15 protein-coding genes and 1 other annotated feature are annotated in these 18,481 nt (G+C 30.4%); of the genes, 9 read left to right on the plus strand and 6 right to left on the minus strand.

What is annotated here, in order from left to right; translation table 11 throughout:
* Both HMPREF9630_RS08145 and HMPREF9630_RS10365 read left to right on the plus strand, forming a co-directional pair.
* The coding region (locus HMPREF9630_RS08145; protein WP_009528021.1) for a SpaA isopeptide-forming pilin-related protein at positions 1–1,610 on the plus strand (1,610 nt) is incomplete at its 5' end.
* Between the two features lie 246 nt (positions 1,611–1,856).
* Positions 1,857–2,018, plus strand: a complete 162-nt coding sequence (locus HMPREF9630_RS10365; RefSeq protein WP_207634965.1) for a hypothetical protein — start codon at positions 1,857–1,859, stop codon at positions 2,016–2,018.
* A 72-nt stretch (positions 2,019–2,090) separates the two neighbouring features.
* On the opposite strand, the gene HMPREF9630_RS08150 is transcribed toward HMPREF9630_RS10365, so the two are convergent.
* The 5 genes from HMPREF9630_RS08150 to HMPREF9630_RS08170 form a co-directional block, all read right to left on the minus strand.
* Positions 2,091–2,972, minus strand: a complete 882-nt coding sequence (locus HMPREF9630_RS08150) for a DUF4300 family protein (RefSeq protein WP_009528022.1) — start codon at positions 2,970–2,972, stop codon at positions 2,091–2,093.
* Between the two features lie 437 nt (positions 2,973–3,409).
* Positions 3,410–4,876: an alpha-amylase gene (locus tag HMPREF9630_RS08155; protein ID WP_009528023.1), complete on the minus strand. Its 1,467-nt coding sequence runs from the start codon at positions 4,874–4,876 to the stop codon at positions 3,410–3,412.
* 545 nt (positions 4,877–5,421) lie between these two features.
* On the minus strand, positions 5,422–7,053 hold the full coding sequence (ilvB, locus tag HMPREF9630_RS08160) for a biosynthetic-type acetolactate synthase large subunit (RefSeq protein WP_009528024.1): 1,632 nt from the start codon (positions 7,051–7,053) through the stop codon (positions 5,422–5,424).
* Between the two features lie 220 nt (positions 7,054–7,273).
* The gene (gene ilvD, locus HMPREF9630_RS08165) at positions 7,274–8,929 is read right to left on the minus strand and encodes a dihydroxy-acid dehydratase (protein WP_009528025.1); all 1,656 of its coding nucleotides are present in this window, start codon (positions 8,927–8,929) and stop codon (positions 7,274–7,276) included.
* Between the two features lie 161 nt (positions 8,930–9,090).
* Positions 9,091–9,291 (minus strand): ACT domain-containing protein, encoded by a 201-nt coding sequence (locus HMPREF9630_RS08170; protein WP_009526348.1) that lies wholly within the window; start codon positions 9,289–9,291, stop codon positions 9,091–9,093.
* A gap of 146 nt (positions 9,292–9,437) precedes the next feature.
* Positions 9,438–9,687 (minus strand) — a binding site (T-box leader).
* Positions 9,688–10,281: 594 nt separating this feature from the next.
* Between HMPREF9630_RS08170 and HMPREF9630_RS08175 the strand changes: the two genes are divergently transcribed.
* From HMPREF9630_RS08175 to HMPREF9630_RS08200, 7 genes are all read left to right on the plus strand, one after another.
* Positions 10,282–10,899: a TlpA disulfide reductase family protein gene (locus HMPREF9630_RS08175; RefSeq protein WP_009528026.1), complete on the plus strand. Its 618-nt coding sequence runs from the start codon at positions 10,282–10,284 to the stop codon at positions 10,897–10,899.
* 20 nt (positions 10,900–10,919) lie between these two features.
* On the plus strand, positions 10,920–11,060 hold the full coding sequence (locus tag HMPREF9630_RS10450; RefSeq protein WP_009528027.1) for a CD1871A family CXXC motif-containing protein: 141 nt from the start codon (positions 10,920–10,922) through the stop codon (positions 11,058–11,060).
* Between the two features lie 3 nt (positions 11,061–11,063).
* On the plus strand, positions 11,064–11,933 hold the full coding sequence (locus HMPREF9630_RS08180) for a 4Fe-4S binding protein (protein WP_009526345.1): 870 nt from the start codon (positions 11,064–11,066) through the stop codon (positions 11,931–11,933).
* A gap of 69 nt (positions 11,934–12,002) precedes the next feature.
* Positions 12,003–12,596 (plus strand): ATP-binding cassette domain-containing protein, encoded by a 594-nt coding sequence (locus HMPREF9630_RS08185; protein WP_009528028.1) that lies wholly within the window; start codon positions 12,003–12,005, stop codon positions 12,594–12,596.
* Positions 12,593–14,050 (plus strand): hypothetical protein, encoded by a 1,458-nt coding sequence (locus HMPREF9630_RS08190; RefSeq protein ID WP_009528029.1) that lies wholly within the window; start codon positions 12,593–12,595, stop codon positions 14,048–14,050. Before HMPREF9630_RS08185 ends, HMPREF9630_RS08190 begins: the two co-directional genes overlap by 4 nt.
* Positions 14,051–14,224: 174 nt before the next feature.
* A complete protein-coding gene (locus HMPREF9630_RS08195) occupies positions 14,225–15,292 on the plus strand; it encodes a hypothetical protein (RefSeq protein WP_009528030.1) in 1,068 nt (355 codons plus the stop codon).
* Between the two features lie 13 nt (positions 15,293–15,305).
* On the plus strand, positions 15,306–16,292 hold the full coding sequence (locus HMPREF9630_RS08200; protein WP_009528031.1) for a hypothetical protein: 987 nt from the start codon (positions 15,306–15,308) through the stop codon (positions 16,290–16,292).
* A gap of 36 nt (positions 16,293–16,328) precedes the next feature.
* On the opposite strand, the gene HMPREF9630_RS08205 is transcribed toward HMPREF9630_RS08200, so the two are convergent.
* Positions 16,329–18,479, minus strand: a complete 2,151-nt coding sequence (locus tag HMPREF9630_RS08205) for a protein translocase subunit SecDF (RefSeq protein WP_009528032.1) — start codon at positions 18,477–18,479, stop codon at positions 16,329–16,331.
* Positions 18,480–18,481 lie beyond the last annotated feature (2 nt).

Raw genomic sequence — 18,481 nt, forward strand, 5'->3', positions numbered from 1 at the left:
CTTATGAACAAGTAGGAAATGCAGAATTAAATGGAAACAATGTATTTGAACTTGTGAATAAACCGCAAGAGCAAAACATTGGCAAGCTAACAATAAAAGTAACTAAAGAGTGGGTAGGAGTAGAAGATCCGGCTAATCTTACAGCAACAATAAATCTTCTTGAAAATGGAGATCCTACAGCCAATAAAGTTGTAACTGGTAATAATAGTGTAACATTTGAAGTTGATAAATTTGACAGTGATGGAAACCCATTAACATTCGAACAGATAAATCAAAAATACACTATTAACGAAACTAATATTCCTGAAGGATATAAATTAGGTTCAATTTCACAACCTTCAATGGATGAAAATGGAGTTATTAACTACACTGTTACAAACATCAAAGATGAAGAAGTGTATAGAACTTTGGTTGCTGAAAAACAATGGCTTAATAGAGATGGAAGCCCAATGTCAGATGAAGATGCTGCAAAATATCAAGTTAAAATAACAGTTTCAAAACTTGTTAACGGAAATATAACACCATTATCAGACGAAGAAGTCAAAGGCGACTTAACAATAACAGGTAATGGAAAAATTGAGTTTAAAGTTCCTGCAAGAGATGATCAGGGCAACTTTATAAAATATTATCTATCTGAAAAAGTTACTGATACAGATGATGGACAAGTTTCATATATCCAGAGAACAGAGGATATTAAAGATCCTGAGAATAAAAATCAAATACAAGGATTATATGGAGTAAAATTCATAAATCAGTTGCAGGATTTAACTATCAAGAAATTAGACGGAAGTAATAATAATCAACCATTACAAGGTATAGAGTTTACTATAGTTAAAGATAATGATATGATATCAGGAACTACAAATAGTGACGGTGTATTGGTTGGCGAAGGAATAGTAGATGGTAAAATATCATTGTCAAAAGGTGATTATGTAGTAAGCGAAACTAATGCTGAAAGTATGGGTTATAATAAAGCTACAACACCTGTTACGTTAAGAGTAACAACAGACAGTATATTAATCGTTAACAAAGATGAAAACGGAAATGAAATCGGAACGACTTTATTACCTAACGGAGTATTGAAAATAACAAATTATGTAATAGGTAGTGAAAATGATCCTAAAGTCGAACCTGAAGACAAACAAGATGATCCGACTCCTGTTCCGGATCCGGATCCGAATCAACCGGGAGGAAGTCCGGATTCACCAGGAGGACAACAAGATCCGAATCCACAGGGGGGAGATTCACCGGGTGGAAATAATCAAGATGATAGTTCAGGTGGAGGAAACTCAGGCGGAGGAGATTCAGGAGATAGAGACAGAGACAACGAACCACGTAGACCACGTACAACTTCAGATACAGTAACAGTAAATGATGATGCTACGCCTCTATCAGTACCTGATACTGGTAATAATGGTGATGCAGATACAGTAACTGTGGATGAAGAAACTACACCTCTATCAGCAGCGAATACAAATGGTGATGAGTTAGAAATAGCTGAAGATGAAGTGCCTCTAAGCTTACCTAAGACAGGTAGTCAAGATAATATGCTATATGTAATATTAGGAATGGCTATGGCTATATTTGGAATAAAAAAATTCAGAAAATAAGACAACTCATTAAAAAATAGCAGTAAAAAAATGTAATAAAAAAACAGCAGTAAAAATAAAAGAGGCTGTGAAAAATTTTGTGTATGAAAACCCTCCAACTTAAGGTAAAATAAACTTAAGTTGGAGGGTTTTAAAATACTAATCTACATTTAATTAATAAATACATCTATATAAGTTGTTTATTTTAAATATACTTAATTTTACTTAGATAATAAGTTTTTAAAAACAGAAATGTTTATTATTCTATTGATTTTTAGTATAAGAAGAAGACAAAGTGCATTTGAAGTACATGTAATAAAGAAATATGAAAAAGACATATCAAATATAGAGCAACAAATAATACCAATCAATGTATGCAAAGGTAACTACAACAAGAGATATATGGATTTAGCTTATCAGAAACAATGATAAGCAATATAATAAACAAGTTGATATTGTAATTTTTAATTATTTATATATTTTTCATATCATATAAAAAATTTATTCTTTATTATATAAATCTAATTTTACAAATTTTTCATTATCCATAATAAAAGGTTTTGCAGTTGTTTCGTCATGATAATGTTTGTATTTTAAAAATAGGTAATTATAACATTCTTCTTTGCTTTTAAACTTTATAGCTTGAAAAGGCTCTTCAAAAGACAATTTTTCAATAAATAGATATTCATCTTTATTTTTTACCAAAACACCAACATGACCTACAAAAAGACCGTCTCCATCTAAATTGTCATGCAAAACTACTGAAATCATCCTTGCATTTTCATCAAACTTAATATTAGAAAAATGCTCCTCCATTTTTTTAGCATGAACATTGATATCTTTTGTATTTTCTGTCTTTATTTTTGAAAATAACATCCTAAACTCTTCAGTTTCCTTTTCATCAAAAAGATTTCCTGTTTTAATAGCAGAGTTGTCTAAAAATAACAAGGAGTCATCTATATTGCCTTTTTTTATTTCAATATTATTCTTTAAAAGGATAAATGAATTCAATCTGCAATTTGTTCCTATAAATTCTCCTTTTTTTGCTGACCACAGTTTAGCTATTTTCTCCACATCATATTCAGGTTGTTCTTTTTCTTCAAATCTTGCACTTAATCCGTTTTTTTCTATTACTTCATTATAGTCTTCAACCCCTTTTAGAAACTTGTCTACATTTTTTTCGTCTAAATATGTTTTTAAAATAGCTTTTACCTCTTTTATGCTATCTTCATCACTCATATTGGAAAGTGTTATTTTTTTTGCATTTTGAGATTCCACCTTTTCTTCTTTTACATCAGCAGTATTGTTTAAAGGCTTATTTTCTTGGCATGAAATAAGAAATATATTAAGTACTACCATTAAAACTGATAATATTTTTTTCATCATTACCTCCAAATATATTAAAAAATTTATTAGTCTTATATTCTTTTTTATATATTTTTCTAATCTATTTTAGTAAAATAAAATTAGTGAGCCATAAAATACAGTTCAAACATATAAAACTACACTGAATATAACCTCGCTTATTATAGCAAAAGTTGATAGTAAATTCAATTTTTTATAACCATCTGTATTCATATTTTAATAATATTTATAAAAATATATATTCTATAGTTAATATTGCCCCCAATATATACCATGTTCAAATCCCTTAAATCTATATTTTTTGGAAGATATTATATCTTATTTTTCTCTTTTGCACCGTTATTTTATAGAGGTTTAGTATGAGTATAAAAAATAGAGATATAAAGAAAACTTATTATTGACAGATTTTTCTTTGTATCCCTATTTTAAAAAATGATTTTTAACTTATCGCTTAACTATAAAATCAATAAATTTAAATCAGTTTTTTGTACCCATGCACTTACACTTTTTTCACTGACTCTAAATTCTCCAAATCCTTTTTCATCAATTTTTACAATACCTTCATTATTGCCCAAATAATCATAAAACTCAAAATTTTTCAAATGCTCTCCTACAAACATTCTTATAACATTTTCGTGTGAGTTGGATATTACTACTGCCAATTTATTTGGATGATTTTCATCACCATGTCTTACGAATCCTATAGCGTTTGGCAACTCAAAATAATCATCTTGATTACCATATGCAAAATTCAGCCTTAATTCCAAAAGTTTCTCTAATTTATCACCCATACCACAATAAAGGCTACCATCACCTATTTGAAATAAATCTCCATAGAATATGCATGGATATCCGTCTTTTCTAAATAATATCAGAGAGTATGCAATTTGTCTAAACCAATCTTCAATCCAAGATTCAAGAGATTGTCCTTTTTGAGAATCGTGATTGTCAACAAAAGTTACTGCCATAATAGGATTTGATTGCACTATGGACTCATCAAATATTTTTCTTAAATCATAATTTTCTTTTTCCAGAGATGCTCTATAAAAACTATAGTGAAGTGAAACATCAAATAAATCTATATTTCCTGAAGTCTCTGCCATATAACCTTGCAATGAGCCTTTATCAGCAACCCAATATTCTCCAACAAGATAAAAATCCTTTTTTATCTCACCTTGAATATATTTTATAAACTCATCCATAAAATCTGCATCTATATGTTTGACTGCATCCAATCTAAAGCCATCGGCATTTAACTCATTGATAAACCATTTTGCCCATTTAAAAAGCTCTGCTCTCACATCTGCATTGTTATGGTCAATATCGGAATACATTAAATAATCAAAATTGCCATGCTCATTTGAAACACTGGAGCTCCAGCCTTTATTAAATCCGCTGATTTTAAAAATTGCCTTTTTCTTTTGGATATTGTCATAATCAACACCTGAAAAATGATTGAAATTCCATTCAAAATCTGAATATTTTTTGTTTCTGTTTGGGAAAGTAAATTTTGTCCAACCTCCAATATCTCTTTCCTCGCCTATTTCATCTTCTCTATTTTCAGCAGAAACTTCTATAGCTTTAAAAATTTCCACCTCATCTGCTCCTGCCTTGTGATTTAAAATAACATCCAAATAAATTGAAATTCCTAATTCGTGAGCTTTGTTTATCAAGTTTAGAAGCTCCTCTTTGGTTCCATATTTTGTTCTTATAGAGCCTTTTTGGTTAAATTCTCCCAAATCATACAAATCATATATACCATATCCTACATCATTTGTTCCTGTGGCTTTGCAAACAGGAGGCAGCCATATTGCAGTAAAACCAAGTTTTTTTAGTTTTTCCAAATTTGATTTCAAATTTTCATAATACTTTCCATCATCTATAACATACCATTCAAAGCCTTGCAATAACAGTCCATTCATAATATCCTCCTTCTCTTTGTTTAATTTCATTATAAAAAATGACAAAAATAAAATCCAAATTTCAAGTATTCATATAATCATTTTGGCTAGTTTTAAAACCATTCTGTTTATCATAGATGTTCTTAAATATAAATTATATTCTCTGTATAAAAATAAATACTTCCTTGTTTTTTTTCATTAAAATTCACTTTTAATTGCTCATTAAAAATTATATATGTAATATTTAAAGTAAATTATATCATAAAATACTATTTTTTAATAAATATATACTCTTTTATAAAATTAATTGTATAAAATATTTGAATGGCAATTTAATGGGCTATTAGTATAAAGTATTTTTATAAAGATATTAGTCTTTTGTTTTGAGATTAGTATAATAAAAAATACAATGGAAAAATAAAAAGGGATATTGCAATGATATCAATCCTTTTGCAATATCCCCAATACTGTTTATATAGATATTTTATTTAATCAATCAGAATTCATCAAAAAAACTAATTTGTTTCAAAATTATTTACACTATCTATATCTTTTACTAATACAGATTATTTTTCTATATAATTGCATATGCTCTCACCTGAAGGGACTATCGGATATACGAATTCGTCTTTATCCATGATATAGTCTATCAGATTTACGGCGTTTTTATCTACCATATTAAGCACATTTTCAAGCTGATTTATATTTTCAGCTTTGTAATAGTTTACGTTGTAGGCTTTTGAGAGATATTCAAGATTTAATCCGTCATCTATGTCTGTATGTGAGTATCTCTGATTGGAAAACAGGCATTGCCATTGTCTTACCATACCTAATGTTTTATTATTCAGCAATATTGTTGTGAAGTTGATGTTGTTTGCGGTTGCCGTAAGTAACTCTAACTGGTTCATTCTAAATGAACCGTCGCCTGTTATAAGCAATACGTCTTTGTCAGGCATTGATAGTTTTGCACCTATGCTTGCTCCTACTCCAAAACCCATAGTACCGAGTCCGCCTGATGTAATAAATGTATTTGGTTTTTTAAACATATAGTATTTGGCAGTCCACATCTGGTGTTGTCCTACGTCTGTTACTACTATGGTGTCATCTTTGTACATTTTATTGAGCAGTTCAAATATTTTTTGTGGGTGATCAGATTGATATATTGGATTTGTTCGTTTTAGTGTAGGCATTTTGTAATCGCCTAATTTTTCGTCCAATTCTTCCATTATATCTGATATATCGCCTATTATACTTGTGAATGAGTCTAAATTTTTGTTTATTTCTGTTTCGTCTGTATCTATATGAATAATTTTTGCGTTTTTTGTAAATCCGTTACGATTTCCGATTGCTCTGTCTGAAAATCTTACACCTAAAGCCAGTACCACATCTGCGTTGTAACATAGCTCGTTTGCATCAGGTTCTCCGTGCATTCCTACTATTCCGTATGATAAGCTGTCGGTTCTGTCTATGCTGCCAAGTCCCATAGTGGAGTTTAATACAGGTATATTATGATTTTTGTATAATTTTCTTAAAGTTTCACTTGCATTAGCTCTTATTATTCCTCCACCTGCGTATATAACTACATTGGATGATTGTTTTATGGTTTGGACTGCAAGGTTTAAATTATCCTGATAGTTTTTTGCTCTTGTATCTTTTTGTATAGGTGTTATATTGTAAGTTGTGTCTTGTACTTCTTGCAAAAATGCGCTTTTTGTTATATCTATAAGCACAGGACCTTTTCTCTTGTCATTTGCTATGAAAAATGCCTCTGATATTACTGAGGCTATATCATTTGCATCTGTCACCAAGTAGTTGTGTTTTGTTATCGGCATTGTAAGACCTGTTATGTCTAATTCTTGGAAGGAATCTTTGCCGAGGAAATTGTTGCCTACCTGACCTGTTATTATAATCATAGGGATTGAGTCAAGATATGCAGTGGCTATACCTGTTATGAGGTTGGTAGCTCCCGGTCCTGATGTACCTATACAGACGCCTGTTTTTCCGCTTGCTCTTGAATATCCGTCTGCAGCGTGCGCCGCTCCTTGTTCGTGGCAAGGTCTTATAAGTTTTATTTTGTCAAAGTCGTATAGCGCATCAAATATTGGTATTACTGCGCCTCCCGGATAACCGAATATTGTATCGACACCTTGTTTTTTTAGACATTCAAGTAAAAATAGAGAACCTTGTATATTAATCACTTCCTTAAAATCTCTGTTAATCTAATACTAAATCTTATTAAAATCAAGATATGCTCAAATTGTTTTGTTATCATACTTACCAATGCTTTTTATAAATATTTGTTTTGAATATATTTATAAAAAAGTATTCTGAGCAAAATATATTTGAGCATTATATTAAAAAATAGCTATGTTACTTAATGGTATAATGTTAATTTAAAAATATAAAGCTGTAAAAAAATTACATATATACTGCACCGTCTGCACCTGATGATATATTTTGTGAGTATCTTTTCAAATAACCTGTAACTTCAGATTTTTTAGGTACAAAGTTTGCTCGTCTTTTTGAAAGTTCTTCATCATCTACCAATAGTGTAAGACTTCCGTTTGTTATATCTACGTGTATTTTATCTCCGTTTTGAACAAGTCCGATTACTCCGCCTTGTGCCGCCTCAGGTGTGACGTGTCCTATAGCAGCTCCCCTTGAGCCTCCGGAGAATCTACCGTCTGTTATAAGACAGACTTTGTCATCTAAGCCCATACCGCAAAGTGCTGATGTTGGAGTGAGCATTTCTCTCATTCCGGGACCTCCGATTGGTCCTTCGTATCTTATTACTACGACATCCCCAGGTTGTATGTTGCCTGCAAATATATCTTCTGATGCGTCTTCTTCGCTATCATATACTTTTGCAGTTAGTGTTACATTCATCATTTTTTCATCTACTGCAGATTTTTTTACTACTGCTCCACGCTCTGCCAAGTTGCCGAATAATACTTTTATTCCACCTGTTGGCGAATAAGGAGCTTCTATATCTTTTATTATTTTTGATGAAGTTTTGTGTACTTTTTCTATCAGTTCACCTATAGGTTTTTCATATACTGTAAGTGCATTTTTGTTTATCAAATCTTTTTTTGCTAATTCTTTTAATACAGCATAGATTCCACCTGCAAGATCGAGTTCTTCTATATGATAAGGACCTGCAGGTGACAATTTGCACAGATTAGGTGTTTTTGAACTTATTTCATCAATAGTGTTAAGGTCTATGTTTATACCGGCTTCTTTTGCGATTGCTGTAAGATGTAATACCGTATTTGTACTGCAACCAAGTGCCATATCAAGTGTAAGTGCATTTTTTATAGAATCTTCTGTTATTACATCTCGTGGACGTATGTTTTTTTCTACAAGGCTCATTATTCTTTTGCCTGAATTTTTTGCAAGAGATTTTCTTTTTGAATATACTGCAGGTACTGTGCCGTTGCCTTGTAAAGAGATCCCGAGAGCTTCCGTTATACAATTCATAGAATTTGCTGTGAACATTCCTGAGCAACTGCCACATGTAGGACAGGCATTTTCTTCTACTGCAAGCATTTCCTCTTCGCTACATTTATTAAGGCTATATTTCCCTACAACTTCAAAACCTGTGACGAGGTCTATATCAGTATCATTTTGCTTACCTGAAAGCATAGGTCCGCCACTTACTATTATTGTAGGTATGTTAATTCTGCAAGCTGCCATTATTGCAGCAGGTACAGTTTTATCACAGTTGGGAATTAAAACAAGTCCGTCAAATTGATGTGCCAATGCCATAACTTCTATGCTCTCAAGTATTAGCTCTCTGCTTGGCAGTGAATATCTCATACCGGAGTGATTCATACTTATGCCGTCACATACAGCTATTGCAGGAAACTCAAAAGGTATACCACCTTCCATGAGAACACCTTTTTTTACTTCGTCAGCTATTGTTCTAAGATGTATATGACCCGGCACTATCTCATTGAAAAAATTACATACACCTATAAAAGGTTTTTTGAAGTCATTTTCATCAAGTCCTAAAGCTCTTAACAGTGAGCGGTGTGGTGTACGTGCATATCCTGATTTTATATTATTACTTAACATTTATATCTCCTAAGTTATTGCTTATACTAAACACTAATCAAAAGTATATTATAAAATATATTTAAAAAGTCATTCTTTTCAAAATAATAAATATATAAAATTTAAAAATGTTAATATTTGTGATAGAGTTTAGTATTATTTATATTATTAATATTTTTATATTATGCGGCTATATAAGTCACATCTGCTAATTTGCTAACATTGTTCAGTACAGTCATGCTGAATTCTTCAGCTATTTCAAATTCAAGCATATTTCCTGAAAGTCTTATTTGTTTTATATCAAAGCCTTTTCTTCTTAATAGACTCATAACTCTTACCATTGAATCCATACCGTTTCTCAAAGTGAAATTTAAAGTTCTCATCACTATACCTCCTTGAATTTGACTCTCATCTTATTATCAAAAATTTTTGTTAATACTGTTATGGTTTGACTGTTTTTATTTGAGTTTTTGTTTATAATATTGATTCAAAAATTTGTATAAAAAAACCTGTATAGATAATATATCTATACAGGGACGAAAATACAATTCCGCGGTACCACCCTAATTGCAAATAAAATTAAAAATCTGCCTCCTCATTTTGAGTCAATCAACTCTCATTCATATAACGGTGAACACCGTATCTTACTACTTGCTTTCGCTTTAGCAAAGATAAGCTTAGAAGTGATTTATTATATATTCTTTCATCATCGTATCTCAGCACCTACGACTCTCTGTAAATGAAAATATGAATATTTTTGTCTTCCTCAACGCCTTTTAATACCATATATTAAGTATATAACTGTTTGTTGTTTTAGTATTATATTGTAATAATCCATTTTTGTCAACAATATTTTAAAAAAAATTATGGCTTGTATTACATAGGAATTTAAAGTTTGATGAATTAAAAGAATATTAGTAATTGCAAGCCTTTTAAGTTTTAAAAGATAAAATTAATTTATGAAATGGATTTTGATTAATATTTGTTACAAGATAAAATATCTTGCTTAGATAGGCTTAAAATATGTTGAAATTTCAAATATTTTAAGTGTTTGTATACTGGTTTGTATAATTTGTAAACGGCAGTTGGTAAAATCTGTTTTCAAAATGTAAAATTTAAGTGAATATATTTTTATATTTTTAAGGTAAATTTAATTTTTTTATGCTAAAATTCGTAAATAGATTGATATGGTTTATTGATTGTATGTTAAATAATAATTTGGTTTTATTTTAAAGTGTGTGTTGAAATTGAATTATGTAGTTTTGGCAATAATTAGCACTATAAAAAAATGTAATATTTGTATCATAATTCAAGCTTTGCATATGATCAATTACTGTATATATAATTTTTATATAAATTGGAGGAATTTATTAATGAAAAGAAAGAAAATATTATTATCAGCGGCGGTTGCCATGTCTTTATTATTAAGCTTTACAGCTTGTTCAAAACAAGAGGATAAGTCTGCTATGGCAAACAATGACACTAAGACTGAACAGCAAATGGAAAATAAGGACTCTGATATGAACAAGGATTCCGAAATGGGCGAGGTAAAGTTTACGGCTAAGGATTTAGACGGTAATGAACAAAGTGAACAAATATTCAAAAACAGTAAATTAACTGTCTTAAATATATGGGGAACATTCTGCAAACCTTGTGTAGAAGAGATGCCTGAACTTGGAAAATTATCTGATGAATATAAGGATAAAGGTGTACAAGTAGTAGGAATAGTAGCTGATACTGTAGATGCAGATTTTAATCCTATGGATGATATGATTACAACAGCGAAAGATATGCTTAAAACAATAAATGTGAATTATGTAAACTTGTTACCTTCTAAGGAATTAGCTGAAATTTATCTAAAAGATATACAAGCTTTCCCAAAAACTTTAATTCTTGACAGTGAAGGAAAAATTTTGAGAGAAATATCAGGTAGCAGAAATTTAGAAGGTTTCCAAAAAGAAGTTGACGAAGAATTAGCAAAATTGCAATAATTGATAAGAGAGTATTGCCTATGAATAAGAAAAAAGCTGTTCCGTATATTTTAATTATCTTGGCGATAATTTTAATGGTAGTCGGAATAAACAGAGGAGATTTGAAAGGTGTGCTTAACAAGTCCGTTCATATATGTATGGAATGTATAGGCATAGGTTAGATTATGAGCTTGGACAATAGAAACAAATTTCAGATAGGATTTTCGTTGATTACAAATTCATATTTTTACGGTTTTTTGAAGGGTAAAATATATACAGGGAACTTGAAAAATATGTGTGTTCCCGGACTTAACTGTTATTCTTGTCCGGGAGCATTAGGCTCTTGCCCGCTTGGATCAATACAAAATGCGTTTGCAGGAGCACATAATAAGCTGTCGCTTTATCTTATAGGAGTATTTCTTTTATTTGGGGCGGCTTTTGGCAGACTTGTATGCGGTTTTATGTGTCCGTTCGGATTATTCCAGGATTTGATATATAAGATAAAAGTTTTTAAGATGAAGAAAGTAAAAAATATGCCGTTTCACAATATTCTTAAATATTTGAGATATGTGATATTGTTGGTGTTTGTAATACTTCTTCCATTATTATTGACTAATAAACTCGGTATGTCATCACCGTATTTTTGCAAACTTATATGTCCTTCAGGAACTTTTATGGCAGGTATACCGCTTGCCTTAACCAATAAAGGTATTGCATCGGCAATAGGTAAATTGTTTACTTGGAAATTATTTTTATTAATAATTTTCTTTGGATTATCATTAAAATTTTACAGACCGTTTTGCAAATATATATGTCCTTTAGGAGCAATTTATGGATTTTTTAATCCTATAGCAATATATAAATTTGAAGTGAGACAAGATAAGTGCATAAATTGTAAGAGGTGTCAAAAAGTATGTCCTATGGATATAAAGACGTATAAAACTCCAAACAGTATGGATTGTATAAGATGCAACAGATGCTTAAAAGTATGTCCTACTGAAGCACTTATAAGGCAGCCGCTTATTGAAAAACAAAAATGTATGGCAAAAAATTAATTTTATGTTATAATTAGAGTGTATCTATATTTTTTTATAGATGCACTCTATTTTTGTATAGGTGATGTTATGCTTATAAAAATTTCGAATTTGAGTGTTAAATATGGTACATATGAGGTACTTCATAGCATATCTTTGGATGTCTTTGAGGGACAGAGTATATGTATATTAGGTGAAAATTCTGCAGGGAAATCTACTCTTTTAAAATGTATTTGTAAACTTAAGAAATATATGGGAACGATAACCTACAAGGATAATATAGATATATTTTATCTTCCTCAGGATAATATATTGATAGATGAGCTTAGTGTTAAAGATAATCTTAAATTATTTCTCAAAGATTTTAAGTCATTAAAAAACAGTGCTGTTTTAGAGGAGTTTGCGATAGATACCATTTTTGATAAAAAAGTTAAAAATTTATCAGGAGGAACTAAACGCAAGATTTCTTTATGTATTGCATTGATGGAAAAAAGCGATCTTATAGTATTGGATGAGCCGTTTTCGTCATTGGATGAGAAGAGCAGAAATTTGTTTTTGGATAAACTTAAAGAAAAAACAAACTTGGGAAATACACTCATATACACTACACATTTGAAAGATACATTAGACATAGCAACACGAAAATTTTACTTAAAAGATGGTATTTTGGAGGATGGAATATGAAAAAAACATTAGGCATGGCAAATACGAAAGTACTTGCTATAATAGGAGCTATACTTGTAATAGCCGGTATAGCGTTCTTTGCAACTTCTAAAGGTGGAGCTACTACACCTATGGGAAAATTGGAAAAGGCTATTGCTGATTTGCCGGTTGAATTTGAAAAGACATCAGAGGATTTTTCTCCGGGATTTGACATAGCTAAGATGAATAAAAAAATTGAAGAAGACGGCATATATTCAATGGACTTAAATCTTAATACTGATTATCTGAAGGCTATAGGAATAGATAAAGCCGGTGTACAGATAAGCCAAAAAAACTTGCCGAAAGACAAAAAAACACAGCTTAATTTGAGTGTTTCTGTAGGCAATATGTTGGCGGCAAACCTTGATTTTACATCAATAGACAAAGAATTGTACTTAAATATTCCGAGTGTGTATGAAAAAGCATTTAAGTTTGATTTATCAACTATCGGAGCAGATTTGCAAAACGATATAATCAAAGAGGAAACAGGGGAGGATATGTCAGCTTTAAAGGATTTAAAAGTTGATTTATATGCGGTTCCTTCCACAGTGAAAGCAATGAAAGACGAGTATTTTACTTATGTAAAATCAGAATTTGAAGCACTTAAAAACAATGCTGTTGTAGAAACAGGAGATCTTGATACAAAACTTGCAGACAGTGTAAAGGGATATAACTCTTCAAGAAGTGATTTGGAGCAACTTAATATACAGGTAAAATCTCAAGATGTTAAAGCACTTCTAAAAAAATCAATTGATTATTACGAAGATTTACAATCAAGACAGATTACAGGCATGGATTTATCGGAAGTTCAAGCACAATTTGATGACTTAAAAAAAGAAATAGATGATGAAGAATTGCCTGAAGTATTTACAATAAAAGCTTTGTTAAGCAAAGACAATAAACTTGTATTACTTGCATTTGATGTAGAAGAAGATTCAAACTTGAACTTATTCTTTGTAGGCGAAAAGAACACTACAGATCATATAGTGGTAACGGCAGTAAATGAAGAAGACAAAATAGATGTCGTTGAATTTAAAATGTCAACAGGCGAAAAAGAAAATGAAATAAAAGTTAATACTTTTGATGATATGGTAAAAATTTCAGCGATTTATGGTAAAGACGAAAAAAGTCTTAATATGGATATAGATACTTCTGAAGATATGTCTTTAAAATTACAGGGTAAATATGAAGATGTAAAACCGGGAGTAGGATATAATTTTGTTATAGACAGTTTAAAAGCAGATTATGCAGGTCAAGCTATAGATTTCAAAGGTAATATTTTATTCAGCTTGGAAACACCTACAATAGAAGTGCCGAAAGACAGTGTGGAGATATTAAAAGTTGATAAAGATGAACTTGATAAGATAATGGAAAAAGTAGAGGAGAATGTTAAAAATAACTATGGATTCCTACTTTCAATGATGGGTATTCTTTAATTCGTAAAAATTTTTAAAATATCTGAAAAGTTAAAATTTAATACTTTTCAGATATGCCCAGTATTGATACCTGATTAAAATGCAAAAAATATATCCAATTCGGCAGTTTTGTTATATAACTGATTCAAATAGGATTTAGTATAAATTTTACTTTCAGAATTTTTGGAGAATAATATGAAGTTTTTTATATTTACATTAAAATCCAAAATAAAATTAATGCCCGTATTATGTGCTATAATGCTCATTTTTATGGGCAGTTTTTATATAATTACACTTAATTCAAAGAATAAGGTTATAAATTTGGAGATATACTTTGATGAGCAAGACTCAAAAAACAATATGATTATAGGTCTTATAAACGGAACTGCAAGTACAAAAAGCAATTTGTCATTGAGTATATCATATGATTTGCAATCTTCACAAAGCAAATTGGAAGATGGCGATATAGATGTTCTTATAAAAGTGCCGGCTAATTTTTATAACAGTATATTGAATAGTGAAAATAAAAGTGCAACCATATATTTTTCGCCATACTTGAATGAAACTGAAAAAGGTATATTTACATCGCTTACAAAAAGCTCCGCGGATATATTGTCATATGCTCAGGCAAATATATATGTATCGGATTCTATAATGGACAGCAATATGTCAAGTAGAAACTATGAGCTGAACAGGTATTTTTTAAATGAGGTATTGAACAGAGAAGATGAGTTTGAAACGGTAAAATCTGAAAAAGATAATAATCTTATAATTATATATATAACACTTTTAATATCATCAATTATATTTGCAAATTCAAAGAGCAAAAATTATATAGATGTTTATGCACATTTAATTGTAAAAGGATATAATCTGCTTGTGATAAATATTTTAGAGATACTTTCAAATACGATAATTTTTGCTTTTATAACAGGATTAATTTTATTTTTTCAAAAAATTCCATTAAATGCGATATTGTTTTTGAAATTAATGCTTATAAATATGTTTATAGCAAGTCTTACCGAGTTTATAGCGATTGTATTCAAAGAAGGGGCAAGTTTTTGTATATTGATTTTGTGTATAGTTTCGACTTTGTCATCAGGATTGTTGCTACCGAGATTTTCAATATTTTTGAATGCATATGTCACACCTGTAAATTTAATCATGGCAAATACACTCATATCCTACAGTATATTTGCACTTTATACAATCATACTTATTTTGCTTGTATATTTTAAAATATATAGAAATTTCAGATATTAGGGGGTTTATATTTATGTTTATTATATTCATAAAAAGATATGTTAAAACACCTATATTTGCACTTGCCTTATTATCTGCAATGACTATATATTTTTTGTATATGCAGCTTGATTTGAATTTTTCTGAAAACTTGAAAACGGGTGTATATTTAGCAAACAACTCAGTTGTTGAAAATAATTTTGCGGATAAACTTATCAACAAGAGTTCATATTTTAAATATAAAAAATATGAAGATTTGGGAAATATGAAAAATGATATTAAAAATGGTAAAATTACATATGGTTTTTCAGTTGATTTAACAAAAAAGGACAAGCCTTTCACCATATATGGAAGTGACGGAAAATTCAGTGAGATTGCCAAGGAAGACTTTTACAGCACATATTTTGAGATAATATCATATGATTATACAAGAGAAATGCTGAGTTTAAGTGATGATAAGTATGTGAAAATGTATGAAAAAGAATTGCCTCGTACCTTTAAATTTGAATACGATATGTCTGAAACAGGAAAAATATTTCCTATAAAAGAGGTTATGAGTTTTTTGCTTTATGTTTTATCTCTGCTTGTATGTTATGATTATCTTAATCTTGAAAGTAAGAGTGAGTTTTTTTCCACATTTAAAGGTCGAAAACTGAAAAATATGTTTTTGCTTGAAAGCATACTGGTAAATGCGATCATATATGCAATACTTTTAATTATGACGGGAATTTTTACTCCCGTATACTTTTTTGTATATAATATAACTCTTTATTTGAGTTCTTGTATAATAATAGAGTTGTTCAGCAAAAAAAATTATCTGTATTTTATGCCTATTATTATAATGTTAGCTATGTTGTCAATATTTATATCTAAATTTGAAAGTGCAAAATTTTCTTTTATATTTTTAAACAATGTATATATTGCAACATATGCGAATAATATCATACCGATAATCACTTATATGTTTGTACTTTCAACAGTATATTTATTGATTGGAAAATTAAAAAAGTATAGGATATAATTTTACTCCTATACTTTTTTATATAAAAATTTTAAGTTATTTTTTTACAGTCGCTTTTTTTGTTCTTGCTTTTTCAAACAATACCCACAGAGGACTCGCTATGAATATTGATGAATATGTTCCTGATAATATACCTACAAGTAGAGGGAATGTGAATTCTTTTATTGAATCTACTCCAAGTATATATAGTGAAAGTATTGACAGTAAAGTAGTTACTGATGTGTTGATTGAACGTGTTACAGTTTGACCTATCGATATATCGGCTATCTGCGAATCTGACATTCTTCTAAGTGATTTTTTATTTTCTCTTATTCTATCGAAGACAACTATTGTATCGTTGATTGAATACCCCACAACTGTGAGTACAGCTGCAACAAACGGAGAGTTGACAGGTACTTTGAATATTGCGTATACGGCTAAAACTATCAGTACGTCATGCACAAGTGCTATTATTGCTGATATACCGAATGTGAATTTGAATCTGAACGATATATATATAAGCATAAATATACTTGCAAGTATTACTGATATTAGAGCTTTATTTTGTATTTCTTTTCCTATGGATGCTCCTATATATCCTGATTGTACAAGGTCATCGTCTTGAAGATTATATGTTTCTTTATATTTTGTAAATACTTCTTTTCTTTGAGCATCATTCAAGTTTTCTGTAGTTTTTATTTGTATTATGGACTTGTCTTCGCCTAAATAATCCACACTTGATGTAGTGTCAAACCCATGTGATATTTCCAAGAGTTTATCGTGATCTTCAAATTTGTGCATATTGATTTCTATAGTTGTACCGCCTGTGAAATCTATACCCATATTAAAGCCTTTGAAGATTCCTAATCCCAATCCTGCTACTATTATTATAACGGATAAAGATGCAAATATTTTGAATTTTTCTACAAAATTAAATGTGCTTTTATTTTCCTTGATTTTGTCTGATACTCCGAACATCTTCATATTTTTAATGTCCGTAAAGCCAAGGAAGTTTTGGAATAAAAATTTTGTAACTACAATTGCAGTAAATAATGATACCAATATACCTAATATAAGGGTAACGGCAAATCCTTTGATTGGACCTGTGCCGAAACTGTATAGCACAACACCTGCTATTATAGTTGTTATCTGTGAGTCCATTATTGTTGACAATGCTTTTGAAAAGCCGTTTTTAAGTGCTGTTTTTACTGTTTTTCCGTCTTTTATTTCTTCTTTTATTCTTTCGAATATTATGACATTGGCATCAACTGCCATACCTACGGAAAGTATAAGTGCAGCTATACCTGGAAGAGTAAGTGTAGCACCAAGTGAAGAGTATATTAATATAAATATCAACATATACGCTAAAAGTGCTATATCTGCAATAAGACCCGGTATTTTATAATAGATGACCATGAAAAGCATTACAAGAGCTATACCGATTCCTGCGCCTTGTATACTTTTTTGAAGTGCGTCATCTCCAAGTTGTGCAGATTTTGTTGAACTTTCTACTTCTATGAAATCCACAGGTAGAGCTCCGGCTCTTATAAGTGATGCTAATTCAGTGGCTGATTTTGCATTAAAATTTCCTGATATTTCGGCACTTCCACCCAATATTTCAGATTGTACATTGGGCGCTGATATTATTTGCTCATCCAGCATAATATATATAGGAGCTTTTGTAGGAGCAGCCTGTTTTGTAGCTTCTGCAAATAAATTTGTACCTTCATCGTTGAACTGTAATGTTACTACATACTGATTTTTTCCGTTTGTAGCAACTTCACTTTTTACAACGTGTGAACCGTTTAAAACTTCGTTACCTTGTGAATCCACAAATCTGAGCTGTGCTGTTTTTCCGATTGTAGATATTGCATCATTTACGTCTTTGACGCCAGGCAATTCTATACGTATTCTGTTTTCGCCCTCTCTTACTATAAGAGGTTCTGTAAGTCCCATACCGTCTATTCTTTTTCTGAATACTTCTATGGTTTGGTTAATTATCTTAGACAGATCATCGCCTGTTTTATCGGTATTCGCCTCATATACTACATAGACTCCGCCCTTTAAGTCCAAGCCTTGATTGATTTTAGTATATACCGGGGCAAAAATGTAATTATCTCCGTTTTTTATACCTGTTATTGACAATACAGTCAATAGTATAAGTAGGATAACCACAGAGAAAAAATTTCTTTTGCTCTTAAATCTCATAA

Source organism: Peptoanaerobacter stomatis (assembly GCF_000238095.2).
Lineage (GTDB): Bacteria > Bacillota > Clostridia > Peptostreptococcales > Filifactoraceae > Peptoanaerobacter > Peptoanaerobacter stomatis_A.

Excerpts from the sequence above, each read along its gene's own strand:
- HMPREF9630_RS08150 (WP_009528022.1), bottom strand. The coding sequence starts at position 2,972 with ATGAAAAAAATATTATCAGTTTTAATGGTAGTACTTAATATATTTCTT.
- HMPREF9630_RS08155 (WP_009528023.1), bottom strand. The coding sequence starts at position 4,876 with ATGAATGGACTGTTATTGCAAGGCTTTGAATGGTATGTTATAGATGAT.
- ilvD (WP_009528025.1), bottom strand. The coding sequence starts at position 8,929 with ATGTTAAGTAATAATATAAAATCAGGATATGCACGTACACCACACCGC.
- HMPREF9630_RS08170 (WP_009526348.1), bottom strand. The coding sequence starts at position 9,291 with ATGAGAACTTTAAATTTCACTTTGAGAAACGGTATGGATTCAATGGTA.
- HMPREF9630_RS08175 (WP_009528026.1), top strand. The coding sequence starts at position 10,282 with ATGAAAAGAAAGAAAATATTATTATCAGCGGCGGTTGCCATGTCTTTA.
- HMPREF9630_RS10450 (WP_009528027.1), top strand. The coding sequence starts at position 10,920 with ATGAATAAGAAAAAAGCTGTTCCGTATATTTTAATTATCTTGGCGATA.
- HMPREF9630_RS08180 (WP_009526345.1), top strand. The coding sequence starts at position 11,064 with ATGAGCTTGGACAATAGAAACAAATTTCAGATAGGATTTTCGTTGATT.
- HMPREF9630_RS08185 (WP_009528028.1), top strand. The coding sequence starts at position 12,003 with ATGCTTATAAAAATTTCGAATTTGAGTGTTAAATATGGTACATATGAG.
- HMPREF9630_RS08190 (WP_009528029.1), top strand. The coding sequence starts at position 12,593 with ATGAAAAAAACATTAGGCATGGCAAATACGAAAGTACTTGCTATAATA.
- HMPREF9630_RS08195 (WP_009528030.1), top strand. The coding sequence starts at position 14,225 with ATGAAGTTTTTTATATTTACATTAAAATCCAAAATAAAATTAATGCCC.
- HMPREF9630_RS08200 (WP_009528031.1), top strand. The coding sequence starts at position 15,306 with ATGTTTATTATATTCATAAAAAGATATGTTAAAACACCTATATTTGCA.
- HMPREF9630_RS08205 (WP_009528032.1), bottom strand. The coding sequence starts at position 18,479 with ATGAGATTTAAGAGCAAAAGAAATTTTTTCTCTGTGGTTATCCTACTT.